Source organism: Amycolatopsis cihanbeyliensis (assembly GCF_006715045.1).
Lineage (GTDB): Bacteria > Actinomycetota > Actinomycetes > Mycobacteriales > Pseudonocardiaceae > Amycolatopsis > Amycolatopsis cihanbeyliensis.
In genome coordinates this window covers 5,745,117-5,761,395 of sequence record NZ_VFML01000001.1, presented here as the reverse complement: position 1 = coordinate 5,761,395, position 16,279 = coordinate 5,745,117, and the positions used below count along the sequence as shown (strand labels likewise).

Below are 16,279 nucleotides of genomic sequence, written 5' to 3'. Positions count from 1 at the left end.
GCGTGGCACAACGGACGGAATGCTGCCATCTCGAGACGGCTAGGTCTAGACCAATCTTGGTTTCCTTCGCGCATCTCGCCGGGCCTTGCTTTGTCCTTCTGGTCTAGACCACACTGAAGAGGCGACACTGAGGAGTCACGGCCGACTACTCACCGGTGCGGCCGTACCACAACCCTGCACCCCTGCGAGGACACCGATGTCCAAAACTCGAAAACTCCTAGTGCTGTTCACGGCCACCGCCGCCGCACTGCTCGGCCTCTCGGCCGTACCGGCGAGCGCGGCACCCGGCCTGACGGCGACGTTCACCACGGTGTCCGACTGGGGCACCGGATTCGAAGGCAAGGTCACGGTCTCCAACGACAGTGAGACCGCACTGGACGGCTGGACCGTCGAGTTCGACCTGCCTGCCGGCTACTCGATCAACAGCTCGTGGAACGCCCAGCGGACCGGCAGCGGTCAGCACTACACCTTCCGTAACCCGAGCTGGGCGCCCACCCTGGGTGCCGGGTCGAGCACCTCCTTCGGCTTCAACGGTGCACCGGGCGGCATCAGTGAGATCCTGAACTGCACGTTGAACGGGGATCCCTGTGACGGCGGTGGCGGGCCGGGCGAGCCCGGCGCACCGGGTGTTCCCGGAACACCCAGCGTGACCGGCACCAGCAACTCGAGCATTTCGCTGTCCTGGAACGCGTCCAGCGGCACGGTCTCCGGTTACCGCGTCTACGAGGGTGCCTCCCCGCGCGCGACCACCTCCGGGACTTCGACCACCATCTCCGGGCTCGGGGACTGCACCACGCACAGTTACACCGTGGTGGCCTACAACGACTCCGGCGAGTCGGGCCGCAGCGACTCGGTGACCGCGACGACGGGCGGCTGCACCCAGCCCGCGGGCATCGGCGCCGCGCCCTACCTCTACCTCGGCTGGGGTAACCCGCCCTCGGCGACGATGGTCATGGAGGAGACCGGCATCGAGGCGTTCACCATGGCCTTCATCCTCTCCGACGGCGGCTGCTCCCCCGCATGGGACAGCAACCGGCCGCTGCAGGGCAGCGTCGATGCGCGGACCATCGCGAACGTCCAGGCGGCCGGCGGGCAGATCGTGCCCTCCATCGGCGGCTGGAGCGGGAACAAGCTGGGGCCGAACTGCTCCACCCCGGAGGCGCTCGCCGGCGCGTACCAGGAAGTGATCGACGCATACGGCCTGAACGCGATCGACATCGACATCGAGAACACCGACGAGTTCGAGGACCCCACGGTGCAGGACCGGATCCTGAACGCGCTGCGGATCGTGGAGCAGAACAACCCGGGTATCGAAACGATCGTCACGTTCCCCACCCTGCGCTCCGGCCCCAACTACTGGGGCAACCGGCTGATCGAGCGGGCGCAGGAACTGCAGGTCGGCATCGACGTGTTCACCATCATGCCGTTCAACTTCAGCGGCTCGGACATGTACCAGGACACGGTGGGCGCGTCCGAGGGGCTGAAGAACAAGCTGAAGTCGACCTTCGGCTGGTCGGACGCCACCGCGTACGGCCACATGGGCATCTCCGGCATGAACGGCCTTTCCGACCAGCGCGAGCTGACCAGCCTCTCGGACTGGACCCAGATCCGGGACTGGGCCAGGGGCAACGGCCTTGCCCGGCTGGCGTACTGGGCGGTGAACCGGGACCGCCCCTGCCCGAACGGCGGGGTGAGCTCCAACTGCAGCGGGATCTCCCAACCGGACTGGGAGTTCACCCGCATCACCGCCGGGTTCTGACCCGGTAGCCCGCGGCGGCGGGTGCGCGTCTGCTGCTCAGTCGCGTGCTCGCCGCCGTGCCATGAGTTCCGGCGCCGCGGCGGCCACCCGCTCGCGCATCGGCTGCCGGCGCAACGCCCGCAGCGCCTCCTCGATCAGGCGGCTCAGCGGGTAGGGCAGCTCCGCGTCCAGCGCCTCGGCCGCCTTGGTGGCGGCCGCCCACTCCTCCTCCAGCACCGGCAGCAGCCGCCGCGCCCTCGGGGTGAGCTCCGCGATGCGCTGCCGCGCGTCCGTGCCGGGAGACAGCGTCACCAGATCCTGCTTGACCAGTTGCGCCACGGTCTGGCTCGCCGCGGAGTGGGTCACCCCGACCTCCTCCGCCAACTCACGGATCGGCAGCGGCCCGGCGGCGGCCAGCGCGCGGATCATCGGGGCGAACCGCGGCCGGAACCCGACCAGCCCGAGCTCCGCATCGACCTCGGCGATCCCGCTGTCCAGCACTTCGAGCAGATGCCGCAACCGGGTACCGAGCAACTCCGGCCGCGGTTCGACAGGTGGTGTCATGGCCTCAATATAACAGTGCTAATATAACAGCGCTGTTGCACTACCGAGGAAGGGGCGGACCCATGGCTGAGCTGTATCCACACCTCGAGCCGTACGAGCACGGGATGCTGGAGGTCGGCGAGCGCAACCAGGTGTACTGGGAGGCCTGCGGCAACCCGGAGGGCAAGCCGGCGTTGCTGGTGCACGGCGGTCCCGGTTCGGGCTCCGTGTCCCGGCACCGCCGGTACTTCGACCCGGCGGCGTACCGCACGATCCTGTTCGATCAGCGTGGCTGCGGCCGGAGCAGGCCGCTCGCCGACGATCCGGCCACCGACATGCGGCACAACACCACCGAGCACCTGATCGCCGACATGGAACTGCTGCGCGAGCACCTCGGCATCGAGAAGTGGTTGCTGCACGGGGGGTCCTGGGGTTCCACCCTGATCCTCGCCTACGCGCAGCGGTACCCGCACCGGGTCTCGGAGATCGTGCTCACCGCCGTCACCACCACCCGCCGCGCGGAGGTGGACTGGCTCACCCGGGGTGTCGGCCGATTCTTCCCCGAGGCGTGGGACCGGTTCCGCGCGGGCGCACCGGAGGCCTACCGGGACGGCAACCTCGCCGCCGGGTACGCGACGCTGCTGGAGGACCCCGACCCCCGGGTACGCGAGCGGGCCGCGCGGGACTGGCTGACCTGGGAGGACACCGTCGTCTCGCTGGAGCCGAACGGCGTGCCGAACGCCTACAGCGCGCATGCCGCGGACGACATGGTGGGCTTCGTCCGGATCGTGACGCACTACTTCGCCAACGCCGCCTGGCTGCCCGAAAACGACCTGCTGCGCAACGCCGGAAAGCTGGCCGGGGTCCCCGGTGTGCTGCTACACGGCAGGCAGGACATCGGCGGACCGGTGCACACCGCGTGGGAGCTCACCCAGGCCTGGCCGGGATCGGAGCTGGTGGTGATCGAGGACTCCGGGCACACCGGCAGCGAGGCGATGCGCGCCGGCATCCTCGGCGCCCTCGACCGGTTCGCCACCAGCTAACCCCCAGCTCACCCGGCGTGTTTGCTCCCCACGTACCCGAGTTGGCTCCCCACGTACCCGAGTTTGCCGCCCACGTACCCGAGTTGGCCGTTCAGCCTCCGGTACGCCGGACGTAGGAGCGCAAGTGCTGCGCGGTGAGTGTGTCGCCGCGTTCGACGAGGTCGGCCGGGGTGCCCTCGAAGACGATCCGGCCGCCGTCGTGCCCCGCGCCGGGGCCGAGGTCGATGATCCAGTCGGCGTGCGCCATCACCGCCTGGTGGTGCTCGATCACGACGACCGAGTTGCCGTCGTCCACCAGGCGGTCCAGCAGCGCCAGCAGTTGGTCGACATCGGCGAGGTGCAGGCCCGTGGTCGGCTCGTCCAGCACGTAGGTCGCGGCCTTCGCGGCCATGTGGATGGCCAACTTCAGGCGTTGCCGTTCGCCTCCGGAGAGCGTGGTGAGCGGCTGCCCGAGCCCGAGATAGCCCATGCCGACGTCGACCAGGCGGTCCAGAATCGCCTTGGCCTGGCCCGTGGTGAAGAAGTCGCGGGCCTCGGTCACCGGCATGCCGAGGACATCGCTGATGTTCTTGCCGCGCAAGGTGTAGCCGAGCACCTCGGGGGTGAACCGCCTGCCCTCGCACTCCTCGCACACCGAAGGCACACCAGCCATCATCGCGAGGTCGGTGTAGACCAGCCCGATCCCCTTGCAGTTCGAGCATGCGCCCTCGGAGTTGGCACTGAACAGGCCGGGTTTGACGCCGTTGGCCTTGGCGAAGGCGGTTCGGATCGGATCGAGCAGGCCGGTGTAGGTCGCCGGGTTGCTGCGCCGGGACCCGCGGATCGCCGACTGGTCGACCACCAGCACATCGTCCCGGTTGGACAGTGATCCATGGATCAGCGAGCTCTTTCCGGAACCGGCGACACCGGTGACCACCGTCAGCACGCCGAGCGGGACGTCCACACTCACGTTCTGGAGGTTGTGCTTCGTGGCTCCGGTGATCGGCAGCTGCCCACGTGCCGGGCGCGATCGCCCACGCAGGCGGGCCCGGTGGTCGAGGTATCGTCCGGTCAACGTGTCCGACCGCCGCAGCCCCGGCACATCACCGCTGAAGCACAGCTCTCCCCCGGCCGGTCCGGCGCCGGGGCCGAGGTCGACGACGTGGTCGGCGATCTCGATCACCTCGGGCTTGTGCTCCACGACGAGCACGGTGTTTCCCTTGTCCCGCAACCGCAGCAGCAGGTCGTTCATCCGCTGGATGTCATGCGGGTGCAGCCCGACCGTGGGTTCGTCGAACACGTAGGTGACATCGGTCAGGCTGGAACCGAGGTGCCGGACCATCTTGACCCGCTGCGCCTCTCCACCGGAAAGCGTCCCGGACTCGCGGTTCAGGCTCAGGTAGCCGAGGCCGATCTCGACCAGCGAGTCGAGGGTGTCCCGCAGGGTCTCCACCAGCGGGCCCACCGATTCGACCTCGATCTTGCGGGCGAACTCGGCCAGGTCGCTGATCTGCATGGCGGCGCACTCGGCGATGTTCAGGCCTTCGACGGTGGCCGAGCGTGCCGCCTCGTTCAGCCGGGTGCCACCGCAGGCGGCACAGCCGGTGGTCGTCACCGCACGGTCCACAAAGGCCTTCATACTGCCTTGCATCGAATCGCGGTCCTTGCTGAGGAAGATCCGTCGGACCTTGACCGCGAGCCCTTCGTAGGTGATGTTGCTGTTGCCTTGCTTGACCTTGGTAGTGGGCTTGTGCAGGAAGTCCGCCCACTGCTGGGACGTGAAGTCCCTGAGCTTGACATCCGGGTCGACGAAACCGGAACCGGCGAGAATCTGCCAGTACCAGGAGTCGACCGTGAAGCCGGGTACGGTGATCGCCCCCTCGTTCAGCGAGCGGTCCGGATCCACCAGCTCGTGCACGTCGAGGTCCGACACCCTGCCGATGCCCTCGCACTCGGGACACATGCCCTCGGCGTTGAAACTGAAGGCGCTGGACGTGCCGATGTGCGGGGTGGCGATCCGGCTGAAGATGATCCGCAGCATGGTCTGGGCATCGGTCGCGGTGCCGACCGTTGACCTGGAGTTGGCGCCCATCCGCTCCTGGTCGACGACGATCGCGGCGCTGAGATTACGCAGGGCGTCCACATCCGGCCGGCCCAGGCTCGGCATCAGCGACTGGAGGAACGCCGTGTAGGTCTCGTTGATCAGGCGCTGGGACTCGGCCGCTATGGTACCGAAGACGAGCGAGGACTTCCCGGATCCGGACACTCCGGTGAAGACGGTGAGCCTGCGCTTGGGGATCTTGAGCGAGATACCTGTCAGGTTGTTCTCCCTGGCACCACGAACCTCGATCATGCCGTGACTGTCCGCGGCGGAGCGCTGCCCCGTGGGCACGGGCGCAGCCTCTGGCTGGATCAAAACACCTACCACCTCTCCTGATATATTTACGGCGTAAAGATTCCGCCATCGATCAGGTTAGTTTATACTGTAAGGAGTTTCAAGTGGTCGTGTTCGCCGGGCAGGGGGACGCACGTCGGTCGATAGCGCTGCTCTGGCGTAACGCCGGCCACGGCGACCCGCCGTCCGGAACGAGGCCAGGCCCCAAACCCGGCCTGAGTGTGGACGAGATCGTGGCCGCGGCCATCGCGGTGGCCGATGCCGAGGGCATGTCGGCCCTGTCGATGCGAGCGGTCGGTGAGCGTCTCGGACGCACAGCGATGGCCCTTTACACCTATGTCCCCAGGAAAAGCGAACTGATCGATCTGATGTACGACCAGGCGCTCGCCGAACTCCCCACGGACTACCCGGCGGAGGCCGGCTGGCGGGCGGTCGTGACGGACTGGGCACGGGACCTGTGGGCACTTTATGTCCGGCATCCGTGGATGCTGCAGGTGTCACAGGCACGCCCGGTGCTCGGCCCGCACGAGTACGCCGCCGTCGAGACCGTGACGGGCCTGTTTCGGGAGACGGACCTGCCCGCCGGGAAGCTGCGGCGCATCATCGGCACGTTGTTCCAGTTCGTGCGCGCGACCGCGCAGACCGCGGCCGAGGCGCGGCAGGCGGTTCCGGAGACGGGGGTCTCCGAGGAGGAGTGGTGGTTCTCCCGTACCGGGACCCTGCAGGAGATCGTGCCCGATTTCGCCTCCCGGTTTCCGATGCTGGTCTGGCTGGAGAGCCAGGAGCACACGCCCCGGCGGGACAGCGCCATGTCGTACCTGGAGGGGCAGGCCGCCGAGACGTTCGAGGCCGGGCTCGGCGTCCTGTTGGACGGTGTCGAGGTGGCGATGTCCGGAGAGGCGGGCGAGGGCTGATTCCCGGACCGGCGCTGATCCCGCGGAGTGGTTATAGTCGCGCCGTGAAAGCTCGCCGCCGGCGGATCGCCGTACATCTCGTGCTGCTCACGCTACTGACCGGAATCCTCCCGGTGCCGGCGGCGCAGGCGAGCACCGGGACGGCCGGCCCCCGGCCAGCGGCCGGTCGGCACGGCCTCGACGCCTTCGATCCCGAGTTACGCGCCCGCATCGTGGCCGCCGACCGGTACGCCCGCGGCAGGCCCGGCTTCACCGGTATCGTCGTCCGCGACCGGCGGACCGGCGCGGTATGGCGGAACGCCGATTCGGCCACTCTGGTCTGGGCATGCTCGACCCCGAAACTGGCGATGGTGGTCGACCTCCTTGTTCGCGCGGATTCCGGCGCCGTCGACCTCACCGTCGAGGACCGTGCACTGATGCGCGCGATGCTGCACTCCAGCGACAACGATGCGGCGCACACCCTGTGGAACCGGCACGGCGGCGAGGACATCGCGACCCGCTTTCCCGACTACGGGATGACCGACATGCGATTCACCGACGATCACCCGCACCATTGGGGCTGGATTCTCACCACGACCGACGATCTCGACCGCCTTGTCAACCACGCACTGGAGCGCATGCCGGTGCGCCATCGCGACTACATCGTGCACGAGCTACGTTCGGTGGCCCCCAATCAACAATGGGGCGTCTGGGGCGCCGGTACCGCGGCGATGCCGGGCAACAAGAACGGTTGGGCCGACGACAACGCCGACGGCTCCTGGCTGATGAACTCGGTGGGCTTTGCCGGCCCGGATGCGCGCTACACCCTTGCGATGATGAACAACACGAAGCTGGTCGACAACGGCTACGAGGAAGGCAAGGAGACGACGACCCGGATCAGCGAGATTCTCTTCGCGGGCTACTTCGACTGAATACCATCCACGGTAGCGCCGAACGCTCCCGTGGATGGCAAACTCGCGTACGCGAACGGCAAACTCACGCGCGTGAGCGGCAAACTCGCGGGCCGGCCCGGACGCCGGATCAGGGGGTGATCTCGATATTGGTGAGATCTTCCCTGGCGCCGGTGACGGTGTTCGAGGGGGGATGGCGTGGTCCTCTCCAGCGGGTTGCCTGGCAGCGCGGCGACCGGCCCGGCCGCGCCACAAACGAATCGACGCATGATCCTCTCCTGTCACACGGGAACGCCGCCGCCGCGTTGGTCGCGGCGGCGGCGAGTGGCGAGTAAAGGAGTCGTCAGCACCTGTCGACGACCGGTTCGTCCGAACCGGTCAGCAGGTAGGTGTCGGAAACGTAGTGCCCAGGGCCGATCCGGTTCCAGATGTTGCTGGTGCCGAAGCGGCCGGTGACCGTCTCACCCTCCACGTAACACTCCAGGATCACCTCGGCGTGGTTCGCCGCGAACCCCCTGATCGCCGCGCTGGTGCTGGCGCTCGCGCGCACGTTCAGCGGGTCGCCCGCGGTGGTGACCTCACCGGTCCTACCGGAGCCGGTCCACAGGTAGCTCACGTTCACCCAGCCGTTGTCGGACATCTTCAGCCCGTCCCAGAAGGTGCCGTCCGCCAGGTCGATGCCCGCCGGGTTGGCCACCCGCCTGCCGAACTGGTCCTTACCGCCGTTGTAACCATCCAGGTAGGCGGCCTGCGCCTCCGGCCTGCCCCGCGGCAGATCCTTCCACATCTGCCGCTCCGCGGAGGGGTTCCAGTAGTCGTCCTTGGTGTTCCACGGGCCGACGTCCCACACCGGCGCGTACTCGCACCGGCTGTTGTCGGTACGGCACACCCGCACGGTGTAGTCCCCCGCGTTCTTCGGCGCCAGCCCGCGCCTGGACGGCAGCGCGACGAAGTGATCCCTGCTCTTGATCACATGCCCGTTCGCGGTGGTCCCGCCGACGAGTCCTTCCCTGGTGGCGAACACCCGGTAGGTCTTCGGTTCCGCGGCGACCCCGGCCCGCGCCCGCGGCAGGCTGTCCCCGCTCAGCCGCACGGCGGACACCGCGGGGGTTGCCGTGCCGTCACCGGCCAGCCCGATCCGCACCTGCACGGTGGACACCCGCCGGTCCAGCACGGCGGCCCCGCCGGTGGCCGGGGTCCACTCGGTCCATGCGGCACTATCCCGCTTGCCGCGGACGTCGATCCGCACCGCGGTCCCTTCCGGGACGATGGCGGCGGTCTCCGCGGCGATCCGGTTCACCGGACGGTCCAGCGTGCGCTCGGCCAGCAGCAGGTAGCCCTGGCCCCCGCCGGCCCGCACGGACGCGCCCCGCGCGTGCTGGTCACGGAGCGTCAGCCGTCCCCCGGCGAAGCGCACATTGACGTCATTTCCATCCACAACGGACAGATCAGCGTTCCAGGAGGTGCCGGCGCCCGGTTCCGGCGACGCCTGGGCGGATATCGTGGCCAGTCCCGCGGCCAGCGGTACGGACAGCGCCGCCGCCACGCCGCAGGCCAGTCTTCGCCGGCTGGATATCGAGTTCCGCGCCATGTCGGTTCCCTTCAAACGCGTTCGGTTCGGGGTTGCGTGGCGGGAGTCTGCGGATACCGCATACACGATCCGTACAAAAGCTCACCGGTCGACCCGTGGCCGGCGAGCCCGCGCCCGCACCCGCGCCGATGCGGTAACCCATCTGACCATCATTTGATTCCCGCGGGCAATATTCGTTTCATCATGATTAAGATTATCGGCCCAGCATTGGTTGACCTCCAGCATTTCCGTACCTAGCCTTGTCCCGTGCGTTCGGTGCCGGGCGGGGACGAGTTCACCGTGTTCGGCATGTCCCACGTGCTCGTGCTGCTCGTGTTCGCCGCGGGCGCGGCCGCGCTGGTCTGGCTGGGGCGCCGGTACGGGCGAGCCGGGGCCGCCGGGTGGTCGGTAAGGGTGCTCGGGCTGGTCGTGCTCGGGCTGCAGGTGGTGGTGCAGGCGCACCTGATGAACACGGCTCCGAACATCGAGAACCGGCTGCCACTGCATTTGTCCGACCTGGTCGGCATCGTCGCGGCATACGCTTTGTGGTCCCCATGCGGCTGGGCCCGCGCCCTCACCTATTATTGGGGTATCGCGCTGAGCCCGCAGGCATTACTCACCCCATTCTACCGGTGTGCGGACTTCCCCAGTACCGATTTTCTGATTTTCTGGGGTATGCACCTGTTCGTGGTGTGGGCCGCGATCTACCTCACCTGGGGGCTGCGCATCAGGCCGGACTGGCACGCCTACCGGATCACGGTCACGGTGACCGCCTGCTGGGCGGCGGCCACGATGATGTTCAACGCCGTCGCCGGGACCAACTACGGCTTTCTCAACCGCAAGCCGGACACAGGCTCCGTGCTGGACCTGCTGGGGCCGTGGCCGTGGTACCTGATCCCCGAGTTCGCGCTCGTCCTCGGCGGGTGGGCACTGATGACCTGGCCATGGACCCGCCGTCGCGGGATCGAGGCACGCGCGTAAGGCACCCGCGGGGTCACCGCTGCCCCGCCGGCGCGACGATCGTGTGCGGCCGCGGGGCGAGCTGGATCTCCAGGGCACGCGTGCCCGAGCACCACTGTCGACCGCACGAGGGTGGCGCCGGACCACACCGGCACCCTCCGATTGCGCGGACCCGGGCCTGCTGCGAGGGTGCGGTCATGGCCGAGTCCGCCGATCCGCCGCCGCTGCTGCTGTCCTTCGGTCACGAGGAACTGGTCATCCGGCAGCGCTACGAGGTGGCCAGCATCGTCAACGACATCCTCATCGCGTTCTGGTTCGTGCTGGGGAGCGTCTTCTTTTTCTACGAAAGCCTGACCACCGCCGGAACCTGGTTCTTCCTCATCGGCAGCATCGAGCTGATGATCCGGCCGGTCCTGCGGCTTTCCCGCAGGGTACACCTGCGCCGGGTCCGAACCGGATCACCAGGAGAAACCGCCCAGGATTTCTAGGGGATATCTGGGGGTCGGGTGCGACCTTCGTCGGTGGCCGTGTTTCGTGCCGTATCGGTACGGTCGAACCGTCGTGTTGATCTTGACTGAAAGGTGCCGATGCGTCACTCATTCCTTTCCGTTGCGGCCGCCGCCCTGGTCGCCGCTCCGCTCCTGGTCGCGAGTCCGGCACCGGCACATGCCGCCGAACTCGACTGGCAGCCGTGCCCGGACGATGCCGCGCTCGACTGCGCCACGCTCGCCGTACCGCTGAGCTGGGCCGAGCCCGACGGCGAGCGGATCGAACTCTCCCTCGTCCGCCGCGAGGGCACCGCCAAGGCCGGGGACGGGCTCGGCACCCTGGTCTACGGTCCCGGCGGACCGGGCGGCTCCGGGGTCACCGACCTGAAGTACGACCCGATCTTCCAGAAGCCCGTCTACCAGCACTACGACGTGGTCAGCTACGACTCGCGCGGTATCGGGGAAAGTAGCCCGATCCGCTGCGAAACCGACAACTTCGTGCGCGACTGGCCGACCACCCGCGAGGAGTTCCGCACGCAGTTGCGGAACAACCGGGCATATATGGCGGACTGCCGCGAGCGCACCGGACCGGTCTACGACCACGTGGACACGCGCAGTGACGTGCGCGACCTGGACGCCATCCGGGCCGCGCTCGGCGAGGACAAGCTGAACTACTACGGCGTGTCCTACGGCACGCTGCGGGGCCAGCAGTACGCCGAGATGTTCCCGGAACGCGTCGGCAAACTCATTCTCGACTCCACCATGGACCACAGCATCGACAACACGTGGGACTTCATGCGGACCGAGACCGGGCTGCGCGAGGAGATGTTCGGCCTCTTCCTCGAGTGGTGCGCCGAGCAGGAGGAGTGCGCGCTGCACGGCAGGGACGTCGAGGCACTGACCGACCGGCTGTACGAGCGGGCCGCCGAGGGCGAGCTGACCGACCCGAACGAACCGGGGAGCAAGCTGGACGAGATCGGGCTCGCGCTCTCCATGGAGAACCTCGTCCTCGGCAGGCAGTGGCCGAAGCTCGCTGACCACCTGGTGGCGCTGGAACAGCAAGCCGATCCCCGGATGCGGGCGGCCGGTATCCAGCAGGTCGGCAACGAGCCGAGCAAGCCGATCTGGTGCAACGACTGGAACTACCGGGTGAACACCTTCGCCGAGGCCGACCGCCTCGCCGACCGGCTCGCCGAGGCCGCACCGAACGTCCGGTTCAGCAGCTACGACTACTGGGCGGTCGCCTGCCTCGGCTGGCCGCGCAAGCCGGTCAACCAGCCGCACGAGCTCGAACTCAGCGAACAGGTGCCGCCGATCCTGATCGCCAACGCCCGCTTCGACCCGGCGACGGTGTACCCGTGGGCACAGGCCGTCGCGGAGCAGAGCGGTATGCCGCTGCTCACCTACGACGGCGGTGGCCACGGCATGTACTTCGTGGACTCGTGCTCCCGGGAGTACATGCACGACTACCTGCTGACCGGGAAGACCCCACCGGACGGCACCCACTGCCCGACGCAGGACGGCCCGGCGGCCAGGTCGGCCGAGCCGGCACTGCCCATGCCGCCGAGCCTGACCACCGGTTTCGCCTGAGCCTCCCGTTGAGGGGGTCTACGCCTCCACCGGCTCCGGTGCGGTGAGCCGGGCGGTGTTCGCGGCCAGGTCGTCCTCGGCGTCCTGTGCCGCGAGCTCCGCCCGGACCCGCTCGGCGTACTGCTCCACCTCCCGCCGGGTGCGGGCGGCCGACCAGCCGAGTACCGGGGCCACCAGCCGGGCGACCTCCGGCGCGGCGGCCAGCCCGCGGTCGTCCGCCTCGACCGAGATCCGCGTCCGCCGGGTGAGCAGGTCCTCCAGGTGCAGCGCGCCCTCGTGGGTCACCGCGTACACCGCCTCGGCCTGGAGATACTCCTCCGCACCGGGGATCGGTTCGGCCAGCTCCGGGCGTTGCCGGGTCAGCTCCAGCAGCTCCCGGACCGCCGACCCGTACCGGCCGAGCAGGTGCTCGATCCGGCGCACCGGCAGGCCGCTGTCCGCGGCGACCCGTTGCCGGTCGGCCCACAGCTCGGCGTACCCGACCGCGCCCAGCAGCGGCAGCCGGTCGGTGAGCGAGCGCGGCACCGCGTGGCCGAACCCGCGCACGGCGGCGTCCACCACGTCCTTGGCCATCACCCGGTAGGTGGTGTACTTGCCGCCGGCCACCACGAACAGCCCGGGTGCCGGTTCGGCCACCGCATGCTCCCTGGACAGTTGCGCCGTCTCCGCCGAGGTTCCCGCGAGCAGCGGGCGCAGGCCCGCGTACACGCCCTCGACGTCCTCGCGCGTCAGCGGCGTGCGCAGCACCGAGTTCACGTGCTCGAGCAGGTAGTCCAGGTCGGCCCTGCTGACCGAGGGATGGCTCTTGTCCAGTCGCCACTCGGTGTCCGTGGTACCGATGATCCAGTGCTTCCCCCACGGGATCACGAACAGCACGCTCTTCTCGGTACGCAGGATCAGCCCGGTGTCCAACCGGATCCGCTCGCGCGGCACCAGCAGGTGCACACCCTTGGACATGCGCACCGAGAACGGCGCTTTCGCCCCGGCGATCTCGTGCAGCTCGTCGGTCCACACCCCGGTCGCGCTGATCACCCGCCTGGCCCGGACGATCAGCTCCCTGCCGTCCTCGAGATCCCGCACGGTCGCGCCGACCACCCGGTCGCCGTCCCGGAGCAGCCCGGTGGCCCGCGTCCTGGTGAGCAGGGTGGCGCCGTGCCGCGCCGCGGTACGCGCGATCGTCATCGTGTGCCGCGCGTCGTCCACCTGCGCGTCGTAGTAGCGAATCGCGCCGGTGAGCGCGTCCGGCCGCAGTGCGGGTGCGTGCTCCAGCGCTGTGCCGCGGGAGAGGTGCCGGTGCATGGGCAACGCCCGCGCCCCGCCCATGGTGTCGTACAGCAGCACGCCAGCGCCGATGTATGCCCGTTCCCACACCCGGTGCCGCAGGGGCAGCAGGAAGGGCACCGACCGGACCAGGTGCGGGGCGAGCCGGCGCAGCAGCAGGCCGCGCTCCTTGAGCGCCTCCCGCACCAGCGAGAAGTCCCGCTGCTCCAGGTAACGCAGGCCGCCGTGGATCAGCTTGCTGGACCGGCTGGAAGTGCCCGCCGCCCAGTCCCGTGCCTCCACCAGCGCCACGGACAGCCCGCGGGAGGCCGCGTCCAGCGCCGCACCGGCGCCGACCACTCCCCCGCCGATGACCAGTACGTCCAGTTCACTTTCCCCGGCGGCGTCCAGCGCGGCCGTACGGTACTCCGGGCTCAGTCGTGCCGACCCCATGCGTGCCCTCCCTGTGCTGTCCTCGCGGCTGAGCCGGCCCGGCCGGCCGAGCTGTAGCCGTGTACTCATTCCTCGATCTCGACCCAGTCCAGGGTTCGCGAGACCGCCTTCTGCCAGCCCGCGTAGCCCCTGTCCCGCTGCCGGTCGGTCCACGTCGGCCGCCAGCGCCGGTCCTCCTGCCAGTTCTGCTCCAGCTCGTCGGTGGACCGCCAGAACCCGACGGCCAACCCGGCGGCGTAGGCCGCGCCCAGCGCGGTCGTCTCGGCGACCACCGGGCGGGACACCGGGACGCCGAGAATGTCCGCCTGCAGTTGCATGCAGAGCTGGTTGGCCGTGACGCCACCGTCCACCCGCAACACGTCCAGGCTCACGCCGGAGTCAGCGGTCATCGCCTCGACCACATCTCTTGTCTGGTAACAGATCGCCTCCAGCGTCGCCCTGGCGACGTGCGCGTTGGTGCTGTAACGGGACAACCCGAGCAGCGCGCCGCGGGCGTCGGAACGCCAGTACGGCGCGAAAAGCCCGGAGAAGGCCGGTACGAAGTAGACGCCGCCGTTGTCCTCGACCTGGCCGGCCAGCGCCTCGCTCTGCGCCGCGCCGCCGATGATGCCGAGCTGGTCGCGCAGCCACTGCACGGCCGAGCCGGTCACCGCGATGGAACCCTCCAGCGCGTACACCGGCTTCTCCTCGCCGAACTGGTAGCAGACCGTGGTGAGCAGGCCGTGCTGGGAACGGACCAGCTCGTGCCCGGTGTTCAGCAGCAGGAAGTTTCCGGTGCCGTAGGTGTTCTTGGCCTCCCCCGGCCGGAAACACAGCTGCCCCACGGTGGCTGCCTGCTGGTCCCCGAGGTCGCCCGCGAGCGGGACCTCACCGCGCAGCGGGCCGTCCGCCCTGGTCGTCCCGTACAGCTCGGGATTGGACGAGGGCAGGATGAACGGCAGCATCCGCCGCGGGATGTCGAAAAACGACAGCAGCTCGTCGTCCCAGTCCCAGGTCTCCAGGTTCATCAGCATGGTGCGGCTGGCGTTGGTCGGGTCGGTGACGTGCACCCCGCCGTCCACCCCGCCGGTGAGGTTCCACAGCAACCAGCTGTCCGTGGTGCCGAAGATCGCCTCCCCCGCCTCGGCTGCCTCCCTGACCCCCTCGACGTTCTCCAGGATCCACTGCAGCTTGCCCGCGGAGAAGTAGGTCGCCGGGGGCAGGCCCGCCTTGCGCCGGATGACCTCGCCGCGGCCGTCCCGCTCCAGCGTGGCCGCGATCCGGTCGGTGCGAGTGTCCTGCCAGACGATGGCGTTGCAGTAGGGCCGCCCGGTCCGGCGGTTCCACACCACGGTGGTCTCCCGCTGGTTGGTCACCCCGAGTGCGACGAGGTCGCTCGCCCGCAGGTTCGCCTTGTTCATCGCGGTCTCGATCACCGCGCGGGTGCGCTCCCAGATCTCCGTCGGGTTGTGTTCGACCCAGCCGGCCTGCGGGAAGATCTGCTCGTGCTCCAGCTGGTGCCGCGCGATCTCGTTGCCGCCACGGTCGAACACCATGAACCGGGTACTGGTGGTGCCCTGGTCGATGCTGGCGATGAAGTCGCTCATGGGTGCTCCTCAGGCTTTCTGGGCAGTCGCGGCCGGGACGGGGGCGGGTTCGAGCGGCGGTTCGGCCGGCGGCAGGAAACGCCCGATGAGCAGGCGGTAGGCCCCGACGCCGATGATGCCGCCGATCAGTGGCCCGGCTATCGGGACCCAGAAATAGGGATGGCCATGCTGGTCCAGCCAGGCCGTGCCGTACCCGGTGAGGTACGAGGCGAGCCGGGGTCCGAAGTCGCGGGCCGGGTTGATCGCGTAACCCGCGGCGCTGCCCCAGGCCATTCCGATGCCGACCACGACGAAACCGACCACCACCGGGGCGAGGAAGGGTGGCGGGGCGAGGTTGCGCATATCGGTGATGGCCACCACCAGGAACAGCAGGATCGCGGTACCGATGATCTGGTCCCGGAAGGCACCGAGGTCGCTGATCGGCAGCACCCCGTTGCCGGGCAGGGTGGAGAACACGCCCTGCGTCTCGACGGTGTGCTCCGGATCCACACTGGACAGAATCTCGGAGTAGTTCCACCGGACCAGCAACGCGGCCACGAACGCGCCCGCTGTCTGCGCCAGCGCGTACGGGCCGACCTTGCGCCACGGGAAGTCGCGGAACACCGCGAGCGCCACGGTGACCGCGGGGTTGATGTGCCCACCGCTGACCCGCGAGGCGACATAGACCCCGAGGATCACGCCGAGTCCCCAGGCCCAGGCGATGCTGTCGTGATCGCCGATCTCGGCCGCGGCGACCTGGGCCACGACCCCGCATCCGAACATGATGAGGATGAACGTGCCGGCGAACTCGGCGGCCATCTCGCCGACGAGCCCACGGGCCTTGAGACGTTCGACCATGTCTCCTCCGACCTGAAACGAGGCTGCGCGCCG

13 protein-coding genes are annotated in these 16,279 nt (G+C 69.0%); 7 read left to right on the top strand and 6 right to left on the bottom strand.

Annotated features, from left to right (window positions below; translation table 11 throughout):
* Positions 1-196 precede the first annotated feature (196 nt).
* Complete coding sequence (locus FB471_RS26330; RefSeq protein ID WP_142001007.1) at positions 197-1,759, top strand: glycoside hydrolase family 18 protein; 1,563 nt, start codon at positions 197-199, stop codon at positions 1,757-1,759.
* 36 nt (positions 1,760-1,795) lie between these two features.
* Here FB471_RS26330 and FB471_RS26325 read toward each other — a convergent pair whose 3' ends face one another.
* Positions 1,796-2,302 carry a MarR family winged helix-turn-helix transcriptional regulator gene (locus FB471_RS26325; RefSeq protein WP_142001006.1) on the bottom strand — a complete coding sequence of 169 codons (507 nt, stop codon included), beginning with the start codon at positions 2,300-2,302 and terminating at the stop codon, positions 1,796-1,798.
* A 62-nt stretch (positions 2,303-2,364) separates the two neighbouring features.
* Here FB471_RS26325 and pip point away from each other — a divergent pair, with 62 nt between their 5' ends.
* A complete protein-coding gene (pip, locus tag FB471_RS26320; protein ID WP_142001005.1) occupies positions 2,365-3,324 on the top strand; it encodes a prolyl aminopeptidase in 960 nt (319 codons plus the stop codon).
* A 91-nt stretch (positions 3,325-3,415) separates the two neighbouring features.
* On the opposite strand, the gene FB471_RS26315 is transcribed toward pip, so the two are convergent.
* Positions 3,416-5,656, bottom strand: coding sequence for an ATP-binding cassette domain-containing protein (locus FB471_RS26315; RefSeq protein ID WP_142001004.1), 2,241 nt, complete (start codon positions 5,654-5,656; stop codon positions 3,416-3,418).
* Between the two features lie 146 nt (positions 5,657-5,802).
* Between FB471_RS26315 and FB471_RS26310 the strand changes: the two genes are divergently transcribed.
* A complete protein-coding gene (locus FB471_RS26310; protein ID WP_142001003.1) occupies positions 5,803-6,612 on the top strand; it encodes a TetR/AcrR family transcriptional regulator C-terminal domain-containing protein in 810 nt (269 codons plus the stop codon).
* Positions 6,613-6,656: 44 nt separating this feature from the next.
* Positions 6,657-7,523, top strand: coding sequence for a serine hydrolase (locus tag FB471_RS26305; protein ID WP_246076596.1), 867 nt, complete (start codon positions 6,657-6,659; stop codon positions 7,521-7,523).
* A gap of 322 nt (positions 7,524-7,845) precedes the next feature.
* On the opposite strand, the gene FB471_RS26300 is transcribed toward FB471_RS26305, so the two are convergent.
* Positions 7,846-9,093 (bottom strand): hypothetical protein, encoded by a 1,248-nt coding sequence (locus FB471_RS26300; RefSeq protein WP_142001002.1) that lies wholly within the window; start codon positions 9,091-9,093, stop codon positions 7,846-7,848.
* Positions 9,094-9,339: 246 nt separating this feature from the next.
* Between FB471_RS26300 and FB471_RS26295 the strand changes: the two genes are divergently transcribed.
* The 3 genes from FB471_RS26295 to FB471_RS26285 all read left to right on the top strand — a co-directional run bounded on the left by FB471_RS26295 (position 9,340) and on the right by FB471_RS26285 (position 12,110).
* Complete coding sequence (locus FB471_RS26295) at positions 9,340-10,053, top strand: YwaF family protein (protein ID WP_246076595.1); 714 nt, start codon at positions 9,340-9,342, stop codon at positions 10,051-10,053.
* Between the two features lie 176 nt (positions 10,054-10,229).
* Positions 10,230-10,520, top strand: coding sequence for a YrhK family protein (locus FB471_RS26290; RefSeq protein WP_142001001.1), 291 nt, complete (start codon positions 10,230-10,232; stop codon positions 10,518-10,520).
* 99 nt (positions 10,521-10,619) lie between these two features.
* Entirely contained in the window at positions 10,620-12,110 is a 1,491-nt protein-coding gene (locus FB471_RS26285) for an alpha/beta hydrolase (RefSeq protein WP_142001000.1), read from the top strand.
* Between the two features lie 18 nt (positions 12,111-12,128).
* Here FB471_RS26285 and FB471_RS26280 read toward each other — a convergent pair whose 3' ends face one another.
* From FB471_RS26280 to FB471_RS26270, 3 genes are all read right to left on the bottom strand, one after another.
* Complete coding sequence (locus FB471_RS26280; RefSeq protein ID WP_142000999.1) at positions 12,129-13,823, bottom strand: glycerol-3-phosphate dehydrogenase/oxidase; 1,695 nt, start codon at positions 13,821-13,823, stop codon at positions 12,129-12,131.
* Between the two features lie 65 nt (positions 13,824-13,888).
* Positions 13,889-15,409 (bottom strand): glycerol kinase GlpK, encoded by a 1,521-nt coding sequence (gene glpK, locus FB471_RS26275; RefSeq protein ID WP_142000998.1) that lies wholly within the window; start codon positions 15,407-15,409, stop codon positions 13,889-13,891.
* 9 nt (positions 15,410-15,418) lie between these two features.
* Positions 15,419-16,246, bottom strand: a complete 828-nt coding sequence (locus FB471_RS26270; protein ID WP_142000997.1) for an MIP/aquaporin family protein — start codon at positions 16,244-16,246, stop codon at positions 15,419-15,421.
* Between the last annotated feature and the right edge of the window lie 33 nt (positions 16,247-16,279).